The following is an 18031-nucleotide window of genomic DNA, read 5'->3' as shown; positions in this document are numbered from 1 at the left end:
GAGGTTAAAATCGCGATTGACCAGCGAGGAAAGGGCACCTCGAAGGTTCTGTACCGGGGTATGTGATGCGCGCGGCGTACCGTAGACCCACGGAAACAGGTACCGTTGAAGCCCTACGGACCGGTCTCTCTGTCGAGAGTCCGTTCCGAATCATGAACGCGTGTCAAGACTCTGGGGCCGAAGAGCCCCGTCACCGAGGGGGTCGAGCCATGGGGCGCGGCCGGGCAAAGGCCAAGCAGACCAAGGTCGCCCGCCAGCTGAAGTACAGCAGCGGCGGGACAGACCTGACGCGTCTGGCCAATGAGCTGGGCGCTTCGACTTCGAACCAGCCGCCGAATGGCGAGCCGTTCGAGGACGACGACGAGGAAGACGACCCGTACGCCCAGTACGCGGATCTCTATAACGAGGACGACGAGGACGAGGACGACGAGTCCGGTCCTGGTGCGTCCCCGCGTCGCGCTTGACCTTCTGAACCACCGAAACCCGGACCGGGATCACCCGGCCGGGTTTCTGTGCTGTCCGCGTACCGGCGGCACGCGGAGCGGGTACGCGAACGGGGCGCCCCCTTCGGGAGCGCCCCGCCGTCCGCTCTTACGTCTTACTTCGCGTAGTCCCCGACCAGCTCGGCGCCGGTCGTGTGCGCCCCGCGCTCGGTGATCTCGCCCGCGACCCAGGCCTCGACCCCGCGGTCCTCCAGCGTCGCCAGGGCCACGTCCACGGACTCGGCGGGGACCACGGCCATCATGCCGACGCCCATGTTCAGGGTCTTCTCCAGCTCCAGGCGCTCCACCTGACCGGCCTTGCCGACCAGGTCGAAGATCGCGCCCGGCGCCCAGGTCGAGCGGTCCACGGTGGCGTGCAGCCCGTCCGGGATCACCCGGGCCAGGTTGGCCGCGAGGCCGCCGCCCGTGATGTGGCTGAAGGCGTGGACGTCCGTGGTCCGGGTGAGGGCCAGGCAGTCCAGGGAGTAGATCTTCGTGGGCTCCAGGAGCTCCTCGCCGAGCGTCCGGCCGAGCTCCTCGACCCGCTGGTCGAGGGTCATGCCCGCGCGGTCGAAGACCACGTGCCGGACGAGCGAGTACCCGTTGGAGTGAAGGCCCGAGGACGCCATCGCGATGACCCCGTCCCCCGTACGGATGCGGTCCGCGCCGAGCAGCCGGTCGTGCTCCACGACACCCGTGCCCGCGCCGGCGACGTCGAAGTCGTCCGGGCCGAGGAGGCCCGGGTGCTCGGCCGTCTCGCCGCCGACCAGGGCGCAGCCGGCCAGGACGCAGCCCTCGGCGATGCCCTTGACGATGGCGGCGACGCGCTCGGGGTGGACCTTGCCGACGCAGATGTAGTCGGTCATGAAGAGCGGCTCGGCGCCGCAGACGACGATGTCGTCCATGACCATCGCGACCAGGTCGTGGCCGATCGTGTCGTACACGCCCATCTGGCGGGCGATGTCGACCTTCGTGCCGACGCCGTCGGTGGCCGAGGCGAGCAGCGGACGCTCGTAGCGCTTGAGGGCGGAGGCGTCGAAGAGGCCGGCGAAGCCGCCCAGGCCGCCGAGGCCCGCGACTTCCGCGCGCTGCGTCTTCTTCACCCACTCCTTCATGAGCTCGACGGCGCGGTCGCCCGCTTCGATGTCGACGCCCGCACTCGCGTAGCTGGCACCGGTGGTCTGAGACATGGGTTCAGAGCTTTCGTGTCGTCCTGCGGGGTCTTACGGGCGACGGAGGGCGTCGGAGGCCGCGGTGGCGGCCGGCCCGGCGGCCAGCTCGGTCTCCAGCAGCTGCTTGCCGAGCAGCTCGGGGTCCGGGAGCTCCATCGGGTACTCGCCGTCGAAGCAGGCACGGCAGAGGTTCGGCTTCTGGATCGTGGTCGCGTCGATCATCCCCTCCAGGGAGATGTACGAGAGCGAGTCCGCGCCCAGCGACTTGCCGATCTCGTCGACCGACATCCCGTTGGCGATCAGCTCCGCGCGGGTCGCGAAGTCGATGCCGAAGAAGCAGGGCCACTTGACCGGCGGCGAGGAGATCCGGATGTGGACCTCGGCCGCACCGGCCTCGCGGAGCATCCGGACCAGCGCGCGCTGGGTGTTGCCGCGGACGATCGAGTCGTCCACGACCACGAGCCGCTTCCCCTTGATGACTTCCTTGAGGGGGTTCAGCTTCAGCCGGATGCCCAGCTGGCGGATGGTCTGCGAGGGCTGGATGAAGGTGCGCCCGACGTAGGCGTTCTTCACCAGGCCGGCGCCGAAGGGGATGCCCGAGGCCTCGGCGTAGCCGATGGCCGCCGGGGTGCCGGACTCCGGCGTCGCTATCACCAGGTCGGCCTCGACCGGCGCCTCCTTCGCGAGGCGGCGGCCCATCTCCACGCGGGAGAGGTACACGTTCCGGCCGGCGATGTCGGTGTCGGGGCGGGCCAGGTACACGTACTCGAAGACACAGCCCTTGGGCTTCGCTTCCGCGAAGCGCGAGGTGCGGATGCCGTTCTCGTCGATCGCGATCATCTCGCCCGGCTCGACCTCGCGGACGTAGCTGGCGCCGCAGATGTCGAGGGCGGCGGACTCGGACGCGACCACCCAGCCGCGCTCCAGGCGGCCGAGGACCAGCGGGCGGATGCCCTGCGGGTCACGGGCGGCGTAGAGCGTGTGCTCGTCCATGAAGACGAGGGAGAAGGCGCCCCGGACGTCGGGGAGGACCTTCGCGGCGGACTGCTCGATGGTGAGCGGCTTGCCGTCCCCGTCCACCTGCGCGGCGAGGAGCGCCGTGAGGAGGTCCGTGTCGTTGGTGGCCGCCACACGCGTGGTGCGGCCTTCCTTCTTGGGCAGGTCCGCGACCATCTCGGCGAGCTGCGCCGTGTTCACCAGGTTGCCGTTGTGGCCGAGCGCGATCGAGCCCTGGGCGGTCGCCCGGAACGTCGGCTGCGCGTTCTCCCACACGGAGGCCCCGGTGGTCGAGTAGCGGGCGTGACCGACCGCGATATGACCTTGGAGTGAACCGAGAGAAGTCTCGTCGAAGACCTGGGAGACGAGTCCCATGTCCTTGAAGACGAGGATCTGGGAGCCATTGCTGACCGCGATTCCCGCGGATTCCTGACCCCGATGCTGGAGGGCGTAGAGCCCGAAGTACGTGAGCTTTGCGACCTCTTCACCCGGAGCCCAGACACCGAAGACGCCACAAGCGTCCTGGGGGCCTTTCTCACCGGGGAGCAGATCGTGATTGAGTCGACCGTCTCCGCGTGGCACGTTTCCGAGTGTAGACGGGCTCGACCACTGGTCCGAATTGAGGAAAACCGGGGGTGCCCGAACTCGTGCGATCGCACGAAATGATCGATTGCGGCCTGGAGGGGCCCACGAAGCAGGCGGGGTAAGGGATTCCGGCCCCCGGGCCCGGACGAGCGGACGCTCGTACCAGGCCCGGAGCGGTCCCGCGATGTGACGGACGCCGCAGTCGGTGTCCGTTCAGCGGGCGGCCGCGGTCGCCGTGAGGCCCTCGCCGGAGGCGTCGGTGAGGGTCAGCGTTCGGTGGTTCAGCCGATAGGTGAGCGGCCCGTCGAGGAGCTCGTACAGCTTCGTCTCCAGCTTCATCTGCGGGCTCGTGCACATCATCCGGGTCGTCGCCGCGGGACCCTCGACGGTGAGCGTGCGCGCCTTCTCGTCGAGACGGGCCGTCGCGGAGAAGTTGTTGCAGCCGAGATTGCCGGTGACCCGGCCGTCGGCACCCACGACGAACCGCGCCTTGGCCTCGCTCCCGGCGGGCAGCGAGGACGCCGTCTTCTTCGAGACCAGGCCGTCGATCTTCCAGGTGGTGCCGCGCAGCGGGGCGTCCGGTTCGGCGCTCAGCTCCAGGACGTTGCGCCCGTCGGCCGAGGACAGCCGGAGGGCGTCGCCCTTCAGCGTCCCCTTCAGCGGTCCGGAGAAGGCCTTCAGGAGTTCCTTCTCGAAGCGCTGGCGGTCGCCCGGACAGCCGATCTCGGTCACCGCGTCCGGGGAGACCGTGAGGGTGTCGCCCTTCAGGACCACCCCGGCCCCGAAGCTGTTGCAGCCGGTGTTCCCCCGGGCCCGGCCCGCCTCCGCGAAGTCCACCCGCGCGCCGTCCGGGGCGGCCGCCCTGCGGCCGTCGACCGTCACGGCCTCGACCTGCCAGGCCGTGCCCGCGACCGGGAGGTCCGGCGAGACGGTGTCCGCGCCGCCGGACCCCGCGCCCCCCTCCGTACCGCAGGCGGTGAGCAGAAGGACGGGGACCAGGGCGAGGAGTACGCGTGTCTTCGGCATGAAGGTGGGACGGAGCGGCCCCCCGTACGGTTCCGGGCTCAGGCCATCAGGGGGAGCAGAGCGCTCAGGTCCGCGCGCTCTCCGCTCGCGCTCACGCGCGCCCCGTCCCGCTCCGCCGCCCACTCCGTACGGCCCGTCGCGAGCCTGAGCCAGGTCAGCGGGTCCGTCTCCACCACGTTGGGCGGGGTGCCCCGGGTGTGCCGGGGGCCCTCCACGCACTGCACCACCGCGAACGGCGGGATCCGCACCTCGACCGCCCCGCCCGGCGCCTTCACCGCGAGCGCGTCGGCGAGCAGCCGGGTGCAGGCGGCGAGGGCCTGGCGGTCGAAGGGGATCTCCAGGCCGGTCGCCCGGTTCAGGTCGTCGGTGTGGACGACGAGTTCGACGGTGCGGGTGACGAGGAAGTCCCCCAGTCGCATCGGCCCGATCCACAGGTCGAGCACCCGGTCGTCGCCGTGCGCGGCCAGCGCCTCCGCCAGGCGGGCACCGGCCCGCTCGTACAGCTCCTCGACGGGCGCGCCGGTGAGCGTCTCGCGCGCCGCGTCGGCGATCTTCCCGGCCAGGGCGACCGTGGTGAAGGGCCAGTCGTGCGGGAGGAGCCGTCCCTCGGCCGCGGCCGGCCGGTCGAGGCCCCGGGCGAGCGAGTCCGCGATCCACGCGACGTGCCCCGCGAGGTCGGCGACCGTCCACTCCCCCAGGTGCGTCGGACGGGACAACTGCTCCGGGGAGAGGCCGCGCACGGCCTCGGCGACGTGCCCGAACTGGGCCAGGACCGCGGCCCGGGTCCTGGCCGAGTCGTAGCTGCGGGGACGCTTCTTGGCAGGTGGCATGGCCCGAGGCTAGCCCCGAGACTGGAGGGACAGGAGCCAATCGCAGCGAGAGCAGGCAACGGGACCATGACCCATCACGAGCACCCCCACGCCGCACTGGTGCGCCGGGGCTACGAAGCGTTCGGCGCGGGTGACATGGAGACGCTGGCGGAACTGATGACCAGCGACTGCACCCAGCACGTGCCCGGCGAGAGCCAGATCTCCGGGCACTACAAGGGGCGGGACAACATCCTCGGCGGGTACTACCGCAAGCTCGGCGAGCTGAGCGGCGGCACCATGCGCGTCGAGCTCCGGGGCGTCTACGTGGACGGCCGGGGCCACGCCCTCACCACGCACCGGTTCTTCGCCGAGCGCGGCGACCGGGGCATCGAGATGGACGGCGGACTGTTCTTCACGCTCGTCGGGGACAAGATCTCCGACATCGACGAGTGCGTCGCCGACCTCGTGGAGGCGGACTCCTTCTGGGGTCAGGCCGCCGCCGGGTGACCGCCCGCCGGATCCGCGTGCGCCGGTGCCGGTACCTCGAACGTCTCCCCGTTCCCCGGCAGCCCGACCCCGCGCCAGGTGAAGGGGAGCCCCAGGGCCGTCTCCGGGTCGGGGCCGTCCATCAGCTGGAAGTGCACGTGGGGCTCGGTGGAGTTGCCCGAGTTCCCGCACCGGGCCAGCTCCCGGCCCGCGACGACCCGGTCGCCGGGCCGGACGGCGAGCGAGCCGCGCCGCAGGTGCGCGTACATCGCGTACGTACCGTCGCCGAGGTCGAGCACGAGGTGGTTGCCGGTGATCCGACGCGCTCCGCCCAGCGCGCGGAACGACGACTCGATCAGCATGAGGTAGGCCAGGCCGGGCAGCGAGCCCCGGCCGAGGTGGTCGCGCTGCCCGTCCTCCGCGCGCACCACGGTCCCGCCGGCCACCGCGAGGAGCGGCGCGCCGAAGGCCGGGAAGTCCTCGCTCCGGCGGGCCACCGGCCACAGCCAGGCGAACCCGGGACGGGGACGGTCCGCGTCCTCCCGCACGATGTCGATGGCGTACGTCTGGGCCAGCTGGTGCGTGCCGTGGCTGGGCGTCCGGTCGGCCGGGCTGTTCAGCGCCGACCAGCGGCCGGTGACCGGCGCCGCCACCTCGACCGGGTCCCTCGGCGGCGCCGCCTCGAACCGTCTGCGGGCGGTCCGCGACAGCGTGACGCCGAGCACCAGCGCGGCGATCGCCGGGAGCCAGCCCACCGCGTACGGGTAGGGCGGTTCGACCAGGACCGAGGCGACGGCCTGGACGACGAACACCAGCCACAGCGCGCGGTGGACGACCCCCGCGGCCTTGCGTGACGCCATGGACTTCCCCCTGAAGGTCGTGGTCACGGACGGGCGGCGGTGAGCGCCACCAGGAGCGGGACGACCCGGGCCGGCGGCACCTCGTGGCGCCCGCGCCCGGAGACATGCAGCCATCCGGCCCCGGTCAGCTGGCGCAGGTGGTGGTAGATCTGGCCGGTCGTGCCGAGCTCGTCGAGGTCCGCCAGCTCGGCGGCGGTGCGGCGGCCGCCGAGGATCTCCCGCAGCAGCCGGAGCCGTACGGGATGACCGAGCGCGGCGAAGGAGTCGGCCGCCTTGGACCAGTCCTCGTCGAGCAGCCGCTCCGTGAAGGCGCCGAACTGCCACTCGTACCGCTCGTGGGTCGGCAGCCGGACCGACCCCGTGAACAGCACGGCGCCGTCCTCGCCCTCCTCACCCGCCGCCGCGAGCTCCGCCTTGAGCCCTTCGAGGGCCCAGAGCGTCGACTCGACGGCCTTCCCGGGTGCGGGGTGATCCGCGCCTTCCAGGGCCGCCACGCGCCGTTCCAGCGCGGCGACCCGCTCTTCCAGCTCCATGTTTCTGAGATTACGTAATTACGTGATCCCTGTGCAAGGGGGTGCGGGAAAGCCCCCGCCCCGACCCGGGGGTCAGGACGGGGGCTCGATGCTCCGCGTCAGGCCAGCAGGGCCGGAATCGTCGCCTCGTGCGCCTCGCGCAGCTCCGTGAGGGAGAGCGCGAACTCGCCCTGCACGTCCACGGAATCACCGTCGACGACACCGATCCGGGCCGCCGGCAGCCCCCGCGCACCGCACATGTCGGTGAAGCGGAGCTCCTCGCTGCGCGGGACGGCGACGACCGCGCGGCCGGCCGACTCGCTGAAGAGGAACGTGAAGGCGTCCAGGCCCTCCGGGACGACCAGGCGCGCGCCGTTCCCCCCGCGCAGGCAGGACTCGACGACCGCCTGCACGAGACCGCCGTCGGACAGGTCGTGCGCCGCGTCGATCATGCCGTCGCGGGAGGCCGAGATCAGGATCTCGCCGAGCAGCTTCTCCCGGTCCAGGTCCACGGCCGGCGGCAGACCGCCGAGGTGCTGGTGGATCACCTCGGACCAGGCCGAACCACCGAACTCCTCACGCGTGTCGCCCAGCAGGTAGAGGAGCTGGCCCTCTTCCGCGAAGGCGATCGGCGTACGGCGGTTCACGTCGTCGATCACACCGAGCACGGCCACGACCGGCGTCGGGTGGATCGCGGTCTCGCCCGTCTGGTTGTACAGGGAGACGTTGCCGCCGGTGACCGGCGTGCCCAGCTGGAGGCAGCCGTCCGCCAGACCACGGGTGGCCTCGGCGAACTGCCACATCACGGCCGGGTCCTCCGGCGAACCGAAGTTCAGGCAGTCCGAGATGGCCAGCGGCTTCGCACCGGAGGCGGCGACGTTGCGGTACGCCTCCGCCAGCGCAAGCTGCGCGCCCGTGTACGGGTCGAGCTTCGCGTACCGGCCGTTGCCGTCGGTCGCCATGGCCACGCCGAGGTTGGTCTCCTCGTCGATGCGGACCATGCCGGCGTCCTCGGGCTGCGCCAGGACCGTGTTGCCCTGCACGAACCGGTCGTACTGGTCCGTGATCCAGGACTTCGAGGCCTGGTTCGGGGAGGAGACGAGCTTCAGGACCTGGTCCTTCAGCTCGGCACCGTCCTGCGGCCGGGGCAGCTTGCCCGCGTCGTCGGCCTGGAGCGCGTCCTGCCAGTCCGGGCGCGCGAACGGCCGGTGGTAGGTCGGGCCCTCGTGGGCGACGGAGCGCGGCGGCACGTCGACGATCTGCTCGCCGTGCCAGAAGATCTCCAGCCGCTCGCCCTCGGTCACCTCACCGATGACGACGGCGATGACGTCCCACTTCTCGCAGATCTCCAGGAAGCGGTCGACGTGCTGCGGCTCGACGATCGCGCACATGCGCTCCTGCGACTCGCTCATGAGGATCTCCTCCGGCGAGAGCGTGGCGTCCCGCAGGTGGACCTTCTCCAGGTCCACGTGCATGCCGCCGGAGCCGGCGGAGGCGAGCTCGGACGTGGCACAGGAGAGCCCGGCGCCGCCGAGGTCCTGGATGCCCGCGACCAGCTTCTCCTTGAAGATCTCCAGGGTGCACTCGATGAGGAGCTTCTCCTGGAAGGGGTCGCCGACCTGGACGGCGGGGCGCTTGGTGGGCTTGGAGTCGTCGAAGGTCTCGGACGCGAGGACCGAGACGCCGCCGATGCCGTCGCCACCCGTGCGGGCGCCGTACAGGATGACCTTGTTGCCGGGGCCGGAGGCCTTGGCGAGGTGGATGTCCTCGTGCTTCATCACGCCGATGCAGCCGGCGTTGACCAGCGGGTTGCCCTGGTAGCAGGAGTCGAAGACGACCTCGCCGCCGATGTTCGGCAGGCCCAGGCAGTTGCCGTAGCCGCCGATGCCGGCGACGACACCGGGCAGCACGCGCTTGGTGTCGGGGTGGTCGGCCGCGCCGAAGCGCAGCGGGTCGACGACCGCGACCGGGCGGGCACCCATGGCGAGGATGTCGCGGACGATGCCGCCGACGCCGGTGGCCGCGCCCTGGTAGGGCTCGATGTACGAGGGGTGGTTGTGCGACTCGACCTTGAAGGTGACCGCGTACCCCTGGCCGACGTCGACGACGCCCGCGTTCTCGCCGATGCCGACGAGCATGGCGTCGTTCTCGGGGGTCTTCTCGCCGAACTGCTTCAGGTGGACCTTGCTGCTCTTGTAGGAGCAGTGCTCGGACCACATGACGGAGTACATGGCGAGCTCGGCGCCGGTGGGACGGCGGCCGAGGATCTCGCGGATGCGCGCGTACTCGTCCTCCTTGAGGCCGAGCTCCTTCCAGGGCTGCTCGCTGTCCGGCGTCTCGCTCGCGTGCTTGACGGTGTCGAGGCTCATCAGGCGTTGACCAGCTTCTTGAGGATCGAGGTGAAGAAACCGAGGCCGTCCGTCTTGCCGGTGCCGATCAGCGGCTCGACGGCGTGCTCCGGGTGCGGCATGAGGCCGACCACGTTGCCCGCGGCGTTGGTGATGCCCGCGATGTCGCGCAGCGAGCCGTTGGGGTTACCGAATCCATCAGCGGCTTCGCCGCGGGCCAGGTAGCGGAAGGCGACCCGCCCCTCGGCCTCCAGCTCGTCGAGCACGCGCTCGTCGGCGACGTACCGGCCGTCCATGTTCTTGAGCGGGACCTCGATCTCCTGGCCCGCGGAGTAGTCCGAGGTCCAGGCGGTCTCCGCGTTCTCCACCCGCAGCTTCTGGTCGCGGCAGATGAAGTGGAGGTGGTTGTTGCGCAGCATCGCGCCCGGCAGCAGATGGGCCTCGGTGAGGATCTGGAAGCCGTTGCAGATGCCGAGGACGGGCATGCCCGCCTTCGCCTGCTCGATGATCGTCTCCATCACCGGCGAGAAGCGGGAGATGGCTCCGGCCCGCAGGTAGTCGCCGTAGGAGAAGCCGCCGGCCAGGACCACGGCGTCGACCTGCTTGAGGTCCTTGTCGCGGTGCCAGAGCGAGACGGGCTCGGCGCCCGCGAGACGGGCGGCACGCAGGGCGTCCCGGTCGTCGAGCGTTCCGGGGAACGTGACGACGCCGATGCGTGCGGTCACGACTCGACCTTCACGACGAAGTCTTCGATCACGGTGTTGGCAAGGAAGGTTTCGGCCATCTCATGGATGCGGGCGAGGGCGGCGTCGTCGACCGGTCCCTCCACCTCCAGCTCGAAGCGCTTCCCCTGACGGACGTCGGCGATTCCGGCGAATCCCAGGCGAGGCAGTGCACGCTGCACCGCCTGCCCCTGAGGGTCCAGAATCTCCGGCTTGAGCATGACGTCGACTACGACGCGTGCCACTGGCACTCCCGGTGGTGTGTTGCGTGGGCGGTTCCCTCAGCGTACCTGCCTCCAAATTCTACGCGGGTAGAGATCTGAAGGATCCTACAAAAGCCCGGTTCCGGACGGCATCCGCCGGACGAACCCGATCCACCCTCGGGGCCCGCACTCCGCGCAAAATTCCAGTGAAATATTGCGGACCGCAATCCACCGGGACACGCTGAAACAATTGACGGGGCTTCACAATGCGACACCCACCGCTGTACAAAGGAATCCAGAAGAAAGCAGCATGGTCCCGGCACAGCCGTAGGGTCGGCATCGCCGCACGTCAGGAGCACCACAAGCGCTTCGTCGACTCCGGTGGCCGCAGGAAAGGATCGATATCCGTGGCTCAGCGTGTGGTGGTCACTCTCTCCGACGACATCGACGGCGGAGAAGCGGCTGAAACGGTCGCGTTCGGCCTCGACGGGAAGATGTACGAGATCGACCTGAATGCTGCCAATGCAAAGAAACTCCGCAAGGCCCTCGCGCCCTACCTCGCCGCCGGCCGCAAGCTGCCGGCCCGGGCCGCGGCCGGCCGGAGCGCATCCGTCGACTCGTACACCCGCACCGCCCTCGCCCCCGATCCGGCGGCGGTCCGCGCCTGGGCCCAGTCCAACAAGATGGACGTCCCCGCCCGCGGCCGCATCCCGAAGCGCGTCTACGAGGCCTTCCGCGCGGCTAGCTGAGCGGGGGCGCCCGGAGGCGGCGGAGGCGGGCCCGGCCGGTGGGCTGCTCGGCTGGCGGGTCGGTGGGCCTCAGGGGGCCCGGCGGGAGCCGGGGCCGGCGGCGCGTCGGAGCCGATTTGCATTGCACCCCCCATGATCCGCTAGAGTCTGGAACACGCCGAGGGGCGAGGCCGACAAAGCCAAGTCCCCAGCAGCGTGCGGGTGTAGTTCAGTAGCAGAACAGCCCCCTTCCAGGGGGAAGGCGCAGTGTGCAATTCCTGTCACCCGCTCTGCATCGCATTACCGACCACTCCGGTGGATCAGGTACAGTGGTGCTCGCACCGCCCAGTGAGAGCTGAGCGGCAGCATGCGGACGTGGCTCAGTTGGTAGAGCATCACCTTGCCAAGGTGAGGGTCGCGAGTTCGAATCTCGTCGTCCGCTCAGGAAGTACGAAGGCCCCGGTTCTCTGGAACCGGGGCCTTCGTCGTGCTTCCGGCGCCTTTGCCGTGCTCCGAGTGAGTGTGAACGGCCCCACACGGAGGCGTGTCACGAGCACCCGCGTCCTTGGGTATAGTTAGCAGCGCGCTACGGCGCATGCGGACGTGGCTCAGTTGGTAGAGCATCACCTTGCCAAGGTGAGGGTCGCGAGTTCGAATCTCGTCGTCCGCTCCATGAAGAAGGCCCCCGGTCGAATCGACCGGGGGCCTTCTCGTTCCTCAGGACCAGTCGTTCCCGGTCAGCAGCTCGAACGCCTCGACGTACTTGGCGCGGGTCGCGTCCACGACCTCCTGCGGGAGCGCCGGCGGCGGCTCCTCGCTCTTGCGGTCCCAGCCGGAGGCCGGCGAGGTCAGCCAGTTCCGCACGAACTGCTTGTCGTACGAGGGCTGGGCGCGGCCCGGCTGCCACTGGTCGGCCGGCCAGAAGCGCGAGGAGTCCGGGGTCAGGACCTCGTCGGCGAGGACGAGCGAGCCGTCCGCGAAGCCGAACTCGAACTTGGTGTCGGCCAGGATGATGCCGCGATCCCGCGCGATGTCCCGGGCCCGGCCGTACACGGCGAGGGTCGTCTGGCGCAGCAGCGCGGCCGTCTCGGCGCCGACCTGACGGGCGACCTCCTCGTACGACACGTTCTCGTCGTGGTCGCCGACCGCGGCCTTGGTGGCCGGGGTGAAGATCGGGGCGGGCAGCTCGGAGCCGTCGGTCAGACCCTCGGGGAGAGCGAGGCCGCAGACCGTGCGGGACTCGTCGTACTCGAGCAGGCCCGAGCCGGTGAGGTAGCCGCGGGCGACGCACTCGACCGGCACCATGTCCAGGGACGTGCAGATCAGCGTGCGGCCCGCCCAGTCGGCGGGGGCACCGGCCGGCAGCTCGGTCGACAGGACGTGGTTCGGGACCAGGTCGGCGAGCTTGTCGAACCACCACAGGGAGAGCTGGGTGAGGACCCGGCCCTTGTCGGGGATCTCGGTGGGCAGCACCCAGTCGAAGGCCGACATGCGGTCGCTCGCCACCATGACGAGGTCGCCCGCCTCGTTCCGGTACAGGTCGCGGACCTTGCCCGTGTGGAGATGGGTCAGGCCCGGGACCTGGACGGGCTCGGGCTTTTCTACGAATCCGGACACGGTTCCTCCGCGTAGGTTGATCCAGGGAACGTGTCCGATTCTCTCGCACGGCGGCGCGGATCCGGCCCGGGGGCCCTGTGACCCCCCGCTCAGTCACCCTTTCCCGGTCCGCGTCCGGGAGCTGCCTCCGGAGTCCGGGGCGTCCCTCTTGCCCGGTCCGCCTCTGGGGCCGGGGCGTCCCTCTTACTCGGTCCGTCTCCGGAGGCCGGGGCGTCCCTCTTACTCGGTCCGTCTCCGGAGGCCGGGGCGTCCCTCTGGCCCGGTCCGATCAGTCCCTCTTGCAGATGCGGTCGAGGAGGTTCGCGGTGGCCCGCTGCACCCGGGCGTCCACATGGCCCGGGCGGTCCAGCGCCGGGGACCAGGCGAAGGTGCCGGACGCGAAGACCCAGGCGCCGGACGGGGCCCGGTAGAGGCTCGTCTCCTGGTGGCGGACCGCGCCCTCGCTGTCCGCGTACGGCGAGTGGGCGAGCAGGATCCGGCCCTGGTGCTCCGGCAGCGCCGTCCGCGGGAAGTAGCGGTCGGCCTCGCCCGCGACCATGCCCGGGAGCTCGTCGCCGTCGCCCGCGCCGGTGGCGTCCCAGAGCCAGTGCCCGGCGTTCCGTACGACCAGCGGGTGCGGTTCGGGCACCCGGCCCGCGTACTGGATGCCGAGGAGCTGCTGCTCCGGCCGGTCGATCTCGCGCCAGAGCGCCGGGCGGCCGGGGCCGCGCCGCTTGCGGCAGGTGAGGAGGCGGTCGGGCACTCCGGACGGCGAAGGGCCCAGCTCCACCTGCCAGTACATGGTGTTGGCGGAGAGGAAGACCAGCGAGGTGCCCTGGTCGCGGGCGAGCTCGGCGGTCCGGCGCATCGGCACCGACCAGTACTCGTCGTGCCCCGGGAAGACCAGGCCCCGGTAGCGGCTCGGGTCGACCCGGCCGGCGTGCAGGTCCCGGGTCTCCGCGTAGGCGAGGTCGTAGCCGTAGCGCTCGGCCCAGCGGATGAAGTCGTAGGCGTGGCCGACATGCAGGGGCAGGCCCGCGCCCGCGTAGGGGCGGTCGAAGGAGACCGTGACGGCCGCGTCCTCCTCGCCGAGGAGCCGGCCCTCCTCGTCCCAGGCGTGGTAGAGGCTGGCACCGGTGTGGCCGTCCTCCGGGTACAGGTTGTACGCCTGCCAGGTCACGTCCGGGAGGACGAGGAGCAGGTCCGCCGGGTGGTTGTCGCGGACCGTGAAGGGGATGTGCGAGCGGTGCCCGTCGGCGGTCGTGAGGACGGCGACGTACGCGCCGATCGACCAGTACGAGGGGACCTGGAGCCGCCAGGACTGCCACCAGTGGTGACAGGACACCGTGCGGTCGGCGGTGAGCGGGGCGGGCTGGACGATCCCCGAGAGACGCGGGCTCGTGGTGATCTTCGCGGCTCCGTCGCCGCCGTAGTGCCCGATCCGGTAGATGTCGACCGAGAACTGCTGCGGCGGGTCCACGGTGATGTGGAAGTCGATCGACTCGCCCGGCGAGACGGCCCCGCCGGACGCGAATCCCTTGATCTGCCGCCGGACGTCGTCGGCCGTCCGGGGGCCGCCGCTGCCGCCCCGGGCAAGGATCTCGTCCGCGTACCAGGGGACCATCTGCCCGGTGTCGTCGAAGTAGTTCTCCGAGCCGCGCAGCCAGGGCAGTGGGCCCTGGCCGAAGGGATCGGAGACGGCGTGCGCGAGCGCGCCCGACTCCCACCGTCTGATCTGCTCCGCCCCCATGTGCGCCCCTCCCTCGACTCCCCCGCGTCGGCCGGTCAGTGCCTGTGGATCGTGCCTCTGTCAGTGTCGGTCTCCAGCACATCACATTACGCACGCACTCCGTCACCGTTCGTCGTGAATTGGCGAGAGTGGAAGCGGGGGCTCCGGTCGGGTCCGGTTCCCGCGGGCGCTCAGACCCGCTCAGACCAGGCGTACGGGCTTCTCCGGGCGCACTCCGGTGAGGGCGAGCCAGGCCCGCAGGGGCTCCGGATCGCCGTCCTCGACGAGCGCGAGGACCCGGGGACCGAGGTCCTTCGCCCGCTCTCCGCCGACCAGCAGGGCGGGCCCGTCGAGCCAGTCGAGTCCGGGGGTCGCCTCGGCGGTGTCGACGGCCGCGCAGCACACCATCGCCGTCACGTGGTCGGCGAGCAGGTCGCGCCCGGTGCGGGGCGGCTGGAGCGGGAACAGCGGCAGGGGCCCGTCGGGGCCGCTGACGGCCGCGTGCGGGGCGGCCTTCCGGTCCTTGTCGGCCCGGCGGGCGGACTTCCGGCTCTTCTCGGCGGTACGGGCGGTCTCCGCCGCGACCCTGGCCTCCCGGGCCGCCTCCTCGCGCGCGAGGAGCGCGCTGAGCGCTCCGGCGAGCGCCTCGGCGGCGGGATTCGCCGGCTCGTCGTCGTCCTCGTCGATGTGCTCGTGGTCGTGCTCGTCGACGTGGTCGGCGTCGTTGTGCTCGGCGTGCTCGGCGTGCTCGGCGTGCTCGGCGTGCTCGGCGTGCTCGGCGTCGGAAGCGTGATCGTCGGCGTCGTCACTGTCGGGACGGTGATCGTCGGGGTCGTCGGGGCCGTCCTCGCGGGCCTCGACCTCGCGCGCGGCGTCGGCGGCGGCGTCCGCGTCCCTCTCGGCGGTCGCCTTCGGGCCCACGGCCCGGCTCGTCGTGGGCGTCGTCGTCAGGTGGGCCATGACCTCGGTCAGTGTCGGGCCCGCCGCGTCGGCGGCCCGGTCGCCCGAGGTGGAGGCCATGCCCAGGCCGTCGAGCACCTGGTGCAGGCGGGCCGCGTCGGTGCGCCACTTCCGGTCCACGACCTCCTCCGGGTACTGGCTCCACTCCACCGGGGCCCAGTCGGGAGAAGGCTCGGCGGGGCCGCCGTGGAAGAGGCGCGCGGCCAGCAGCGAGGTGGCCTCGTCGACGGCGCCCGGCTCCTCCAGGAGGTCGCAGGCGGGACGCTCGCCGAGCCGGGAGGAGAAGCCCTCCGCGAGCCGGTCGCGGCGGGAGAGCTCGGTCAGCGCGGAGACCACGCCCGCGTCGAGCTGGGAGGGCCAGCGGCCCATGCGCCAGGCGGGCAGCGCGACCCGGGTGAGCAGCCGGTCCCAGCCCGCGTAGGCCAGCCCGACCTGCTCCTGGGCGACGATCCGTACGCCGTAGTCCACGGCCTGAGCGCGCTCCGAGCCGGCGGCGGCGACACCGCGCTCCATCTCGGCGGCGTGCTCCCGGCAGGCGCGCAGCAGCACGCGCGCGACCTGGCCGACCCCCCGCGCGCCGAGGCGGCGGAGCGGGTCGAGACCGGAGTCCCCGGGCACGGCCACCGCGGCGTCCAGACCGCGGATGAAGCGGCGGGCCGCGGCTATGTCGGGGTGGGCGGCCGGTCCCGTACCGGCGACGACCGGGGCGAGGACCGCCCGCAGCTCGCCGACGCGCATCCACCACAGGAACGGCGAGCCTATGACCAGGACCGGGGCGCCGTCGCCGCCGGTCGTGCGGTGGAGGCGGTGCGCCCGGTGCGTGCGGTCCTCCAGCCAGCTGTCGCAGTCCGGAGTGAGGGCTATCGCGGCGGGCGGCGGGACGCCGAGCCGGTCGGCCAGGTCACGGACGAGCCGGTAGAGATCGGGGGCGGCGGTCTCGGCGAGCGCCACCGTCGGGGTGGCCGCCGGACGGGCCCGCGCCACGACGAGGGCGACGGCCGCGGCGGCGAGGAGGACGACCACGGCGAGGACGGTCACGACCCAGCGGGCCGCGTCCCAGGCGGCTCCGGTGAAGTGGCCGGTGAGCCCGCCCGCGTGGAGGACGACGGCGACCGCCGCGGGCAGCACCGCGAGGCCCAGTGCCCTGCCACGGACGCGGAGGACGGCGAGGGCACGGGAGCGCGCGGCGCGCGCACCCCACTCCTCGCCGACAACGGAACCGGTACCGGACACGCCGTTCATCACCCCCTCCTGTCCTCGACGGGACTGCCTGTGGCGGTGTTGCTCACTCCCCCACTGTGGCACCCGTCACTGACATCGCAATGCCGGTGGGCCAAGTGCCGGAATGCCTTCGCCGCACCCTAGTTGGGGCGTTGGCGGGAGTCATCCGTATGGCCGAGCCGTCACTCGATGGAATGGCTTTGGGTAAAGGTGATGGCGTACTTGTGGCCGTGTGGTTCACGGCTTCCGCACCACACGGCCACAAGAGGAATCACGAGAATTCAGGAGAAACGGAGCGATATCAGGCCTCGGCGGCCTTCCTCGCGATGTCCGTGCGGTGCTGCGCACCGTCAAGGCGGATGCGGCCGACCGCCGCGTACGCGCGCTCGCGGGCCTGCGCCAGGTCCGTTCCGGTGGCGGTGACCGAGAGGACCCGGCCGCCGGCGCTGACGACCGCGTCGCCGTCCCGCTTCGTCCCGGCGTGGAGCACGTACGCGTGCGGGGCGTCCTTCTCGGCGACCTCGTCCAGGCCCTCGATCGGGTCACCCGTGCGCGGGGTCTCCGGGTAGTTGTGGGAGGCCACGACCACGGTGACGGCGGCCTCGTCGCTCCAGCTCAGCGGCGCCTGGTCGTCCAGCGTCCCGTTGGCGGAGTTCAGCAGGACGCCCGCGAGCGGGGTCTTCAGCCGGGCCAGCACGACCTGGGTCTCCGGGTCGCCGAAGCGCGCGTTGAACTCGATGACCCGCACACCCCGGCCGGTGATCGCCAGACCCGCGTACAGCAGACCGGAGAAGGGCGTGCCGCGGCGGCGCAGCTCGTCGACCGTCGGCTGGAGGACGGTCTCCAGGACCTCCTCGACCAGCTTCGGGTCGGCCCAGGGCAGCGGCGAGTAGGCGCCCATGCCACCGGTGTTCGGACCCTCGTCGCCGTCCAGGGCGCGCTTGAAGTCCTGGGCGGGCTTCAGCGGGAGGACGGTCGTGCCGTCGGTGATCGCGAAGAGGGAGACCTCGGGGCCGTCGAGGTACTCCTCGATGACCACCCGGTCGCAGGCCAGCGCGTGCGCCCGGGCCCGCTCGAGGTCGTCGGTGACGACGACGCCCTTGCCGGCGGCCAGGCCGTCGTCCTTCACCACGTAGGGAGCGCCGAAGGCGTCGAGCGCCTCGTCGATCTCGGCCGGGGTCGTGCAGACGTAGCTGCGGGCGGTCGGGACCCCGGCGCCGGCCATGACGTCCTTGGCGAAGGCCTTGGACCCCTCCAGCTGCGCCGCCTCGCGCGACGGGCCGAAGACGGGGATGCCGGCCGCGCGGACGGCGTCGGCGACACCGGCGACGAGCGGGGCCTCCGGGCCGACGACGACCAGTTCGGCGCCGAGCTCGGTGGCGAGCGCGGCGACGGCCGCGCCGTCCAGCTGGTCGACGGGGTGCAGCTCGGCGACCTCCGCGATTCCGGCGTTGCCGGGCGCGCAGTGCAGAGCGGTGACGTCGGGATCGAGGGAGAGAGAGCGGCACAGGGCGTGTTCGCGGGCGCCGCCGCCGATGACGAGGACCTTCACGCCTGCCAGGGTAGCCCGCGGCGCGGGATGCCCCTTGTGCGGGC

16 protein-coding genes and 3 tRNA genes are annotated in these 18031 nt (G+C 71.6%); 6 read left to right on the top strand and 13 right to left on the bottom strand.

Annotated elements, in window-relative coordinates; genetic code table 11:
* The first annotated feature begins 209 nt into the window (after nt 1-209).
* On the top strand, nt 210-464 hold the full coding sequence (locus ACFYXU_RS31430; RefSeq protein ID WP_329856259.1) for a DUF3073 domain-containing protein: 255 nt from the start codon (nt 210-212) through the stop codon (nt 462-464).
* A gap of 134 nt (nt 465-598) precedes the next feature.
* Here the strand turns inward: ACFYXU_RS31430 and purM are convergent, their stop codons facing one another.
* The 4 genes from purM to ACFYXU_RS31410 form a co-directional block, all read right to left on the bottom strand.
* Nucleotides 599-1672 carry a phosphoribosylformylglycinamidine cyclo-ligase gene (gene purM / locus ACFYXU_RS31425; RefSeq protein WP_389461086.1) on the bottom strand — a complete coding sequence of 358 codons (1074 nt, stop codon included), beginning with the start codon at nt 1670-1672 and terminating at the stop codon, nt 599-601.
* Between the two features lie 33 nt (nt 1673-1705).
* On the bottom strand, nt 1706-3232 hold the full coding sequence (purF, locus tag ACFYXU_RS31420; RefSeq protein WP_329856257.1) for an amidophosphoribosyltransferase: 1527 nt from the start codon (nt 3230-3232) through the stop codon (nt 1706-1708).
* Nucleotides 3233-3448: 216 nt separating this feature from the next.
* Nucleotides 3449-4261, bottom strand: a complete 813-nt coding sequence (locus tag ACFYXU_RS31415; protein ID WP_376511448.1) for an META domain-containing protein — start codon at nt 4259-4261, stop codon at nt 3449-3451.
* 38 nt (nt 4262-4299) lie between these two features.
* Entirely contained in the window at nt 4300-5091 is a 792-nt protein-coding gene (locus ACFYXU_RS31410; RefSeq protein WP_389461084.1) for a sterol carrier family protein, read from the bottom strand.
* A 66-nt stretch (nt 5092-5157) separates the two neighbouring features.
* On the opposite strand from ACFYXU_RS31410, the gene ACFYXU_RS31405 reads away from it, so the two are divergent.
* On the top strand, nt 5158-5577 hold the full coding sequence (locus ACFYXU_RS31405) for a nuclear transport factor 2 family protein (RefSeq protein ID WP_376511444.1): 420 nt from the start codon (nt 5158-5160) through the stop codon (nt 5575-5577).
* Here ACFYXU_RS31405 and ACFYXU_RS31400 read toward each other — a convergent pair.
* From ACFYXU_RS31400 to purS, 5 genes are all read right to left on the bottom strand, one after another.
* On the bottom strand, nt 5559-6416 hold the full coding sequence (locus ACFYXU_RS31400) for a M23 family metallopeptidase (protein WP_389461082.1): 858 nt from the start codon (nt 6414-6416) through the stop codon (nt 5559-5561). The genes ACFYXU_RS31405 and ACFYXU_RS31400 overlap by 19 nt on opposite strands.
* A 23-nt stretch (nt 6417-6439) precedes the next feature.
* Complete coding sequence (locus ACFYXU_RS31395) at nt 6440-6949, bottom strand: ArsR/SmtB family transcription factor (RefSeq protein ID WP_389461080.1); 510 nt, start codon at nt 6947-6949, stop codon at nt 6440-6442.
* A gap of 98 nt (nt 6950-7047) precedes the next feature.
* Complete coding sequence (purL, locus tag ACFYXU_RS31390; RefSeq protein ID WP_329856247.1) at nt 7048-9297, bottom strand: phosphoribosylformylglycinamidine synthase subunit PurL; 2250 nt, start codon at nt 9295-9297, stop codon at nt 7048-7050.
* The gene (gene purQ, locus ACFYXU_RS31385; protein ID WP_389407931.1) at nt 9297-10001 is read right to left on the bottom strand and encodes a phosphoribosylformylglycinamidine synthase subunit PurQ; all 705 of its coding nucleotides are present in this window, start codon (nt 9999-10001) and stop codon (nt 9297-9299) included. Before purQ ends, purL begins: the two co-directional genes overlap by 1 nt.
* Nucleotides 9998-10243: a phosphoribosylformylglycinamidine synthase subunit PurS gene (purS, locus tag ACFYXU_RS31380; RefSeq protein WP_015035032.1), complete on the bottom strand. Its 246-nt coding sequence runs from the start codon at nt 10241-10243 to the stop codon at nt 9998-10000. The genes purQ and purS overlap by 4 nt, the downstream gene beginning before the upstream one ends.
* Before the next feature lie 365 nt (nt 10244-10608).
* Between purS and ACFYXU_RS31375 the strand changes: the two genes are divergently transcribed.
* The 4 genes from ACFYXU_RS31375 to ACFYXU_RS31360 all read left to right on the top strand — a co-directional run bounded on the left by ACFYXU_RS31375 (nt 10609) and on the right by ACFYXU_RS31360 (nt 11602).
* Nucleotides 10609-10950 (top strand): Lsr2 family protein, encoded by a 342-nt coding sequence (locus tag ACFYXU_RS31375; protein ID WP_389461077.1) that lies wholly within the window; start codon nt 10609-10611, stop codon nt 10948-10950.
* 197 nt (nt 10951-11147) lie between these two features.
* Nucleotides 11148-11219 (top strand) — tRNA-Gly (locus tag ACFYXU_RS31370).
* A 79-nt stretch (nt 11220-11298) separates the two neighbouring features.
* Nucleotides 11299-11371 (top strand) — tRNA-Gly (locus tag ACFYXU_RS31365).
* A 155-nt stretch (nt 11372-11526) separates the two neighbouring features.
* A tRNA-Gly gene (locus ACFYXU_RS31360) sits at nt 11527-11602 on the top strand.
* A 44-nt stretch (nt 11603-11646) separates the two neighbouring features.
* Here ACFYXU_RS31360 and ACFYXU_RS31355 read toward each other — a convergent pair.
* The 4 genes from ACFYXU_RS31355 to purD form a co-directional block, all read right to left on the bottom strand.
* Nucleotides 11647-12546 carry a phosphoribosylaminoimidazolesuccinocarboxamide synthase gene (locus ACFYXU_RS31355; RefSeq protein ID WP_376511435.1) on the bottom strand — a complete coding sequence of 300 codons (900 nt, stop codon included), beginning with the start codon at nt 12544-12546 and terminating at the stop codon, nt 11647-11649.
* A 268-nt stretch (nt 12547-12814) separates the two neighbouring features.
* Complete coding sequence (locus ACFYXU_RS31350) at nt 12815-14275, bottom strand: N,N-dimethylformamidase beta subunit family domain-containing protein (protein WP_389461075.1); 1461 nt, start codon at nt 14273-14275, stop codon at nt 12815-12817.
* 180 nt (nt 14276-14455) lie between these two features.
* Nucleotides 14456-16456 (bottom strand): hypothetical protein, encoded by a 2001-nt coding sequence (locus ACFYXU_RS31345; RefSeq protein ID WP_389461073.1) that lies wholly within the window; start codon nt 16454-16456, stop codon nt 14456-14458.
* 280 nt (nt 16457-16736) lie between these two features.
* The gene (gene purD / locus ACFYXU_RS31340; protein WP_389407929.1) at nt 16737-17987 is read right to left on the bottom strand and encodes a phosphoribosylamine--glycine ligase; all 1251 of its coding nucleotides are present in this window, start codon (nt 17985-17987) and stop codon (nt 16737-16739) included.
* Nucleotides 17988-18031: the final 44 nt, after the last annotated feature.

The organism is Streptomyces sp. NPDC002232, assembly GCF_042890295.1.
Lineage (GTDB): Bacteria > Actinomycetota > Actinomycetes > Streptomycetales > Streptomycetaceae > Streptomyces.
This window is presented reverse-complemented; position numbering and strand designations above follow the sequence as displayed.

Excerpts from the sequence above, each read along its gene's own strand:
- ACFYXU_RS31405 (WP_376511444.1), top strand. The coding sequence starts at position 5,158 with ATGACCCATCACGAGCACCCCCACGCCGCACTGGTGCGCCGGGGCTAC.
- ACFYXU_RS31395 (WP_389461080.1), bottom strand. The coding sequence starts at position 6,949 with ATGGAGCTGGAAGAGCGGGTCGCCGCGCTGGAACGGCGCGTGGCGGCC.
- ACFYXU_RS31430 (WP_329856259.1), top strand. The coding sequence starts at position 210 with ATGGGGCGCGGCCGGGCAAAGGCCAAGCAGACCAAGGTCGCCCGCCAG.
- purM (WP_389461086.1), bottom strand. The coding sequence starts at position 1,672 with ATGTCTCAGACCACCGGTGCCAGCTACGCGAGTGCGGGCGTCGACATC.
- ACFYXU_RS31400 (WP_389461082.1), bottom strand. The coding sequence starts at position 6,416 with ATGGCGTCACGCAAGGCCGCGGGGGTCGTCCACCGCGCGCTGTGGCTG.
- ACFYXU_RS31345 (WP_389461073.1), bottom strand. The coding sequence starts at position 16,456 with ATGAACGGCGTGTCCGGTACCGGTTCCGTTGTCGGCGAGGAGTGGGGT.
- ACFYXU_RS31415 (WP_376511448.1), bottom strand. The coding sequence starts at position 4,261 with ATGCCGAAGACACGCGTACTCCTCGCCCTGGTCCCCGTCCTTCTGCTC.
- ACFYXU_RS31350 (WP_389461075.1), bottom strand. The coding sequence starts at position 14,275 with ATGGGGGCGGAGCAGATCAGACGGTGGGAGTCGGGCGCGCTCGCGCAC.
- ACFYXU_RS31410 (WP_389461084.1), bottom strand. The coding sequence starts at position 5,091 with ATGCCACCTGCCAAGAAGCGTCCCCGCAGCTACGACTCGGCCAGGACC.
- purL (WP_329856247.1), bottom strand. The coding sequence starts at position 9,297 with ATGAGCCTCGACACCGTCAAGCACGCGAGCGAGACGCCGGACAGCGAG.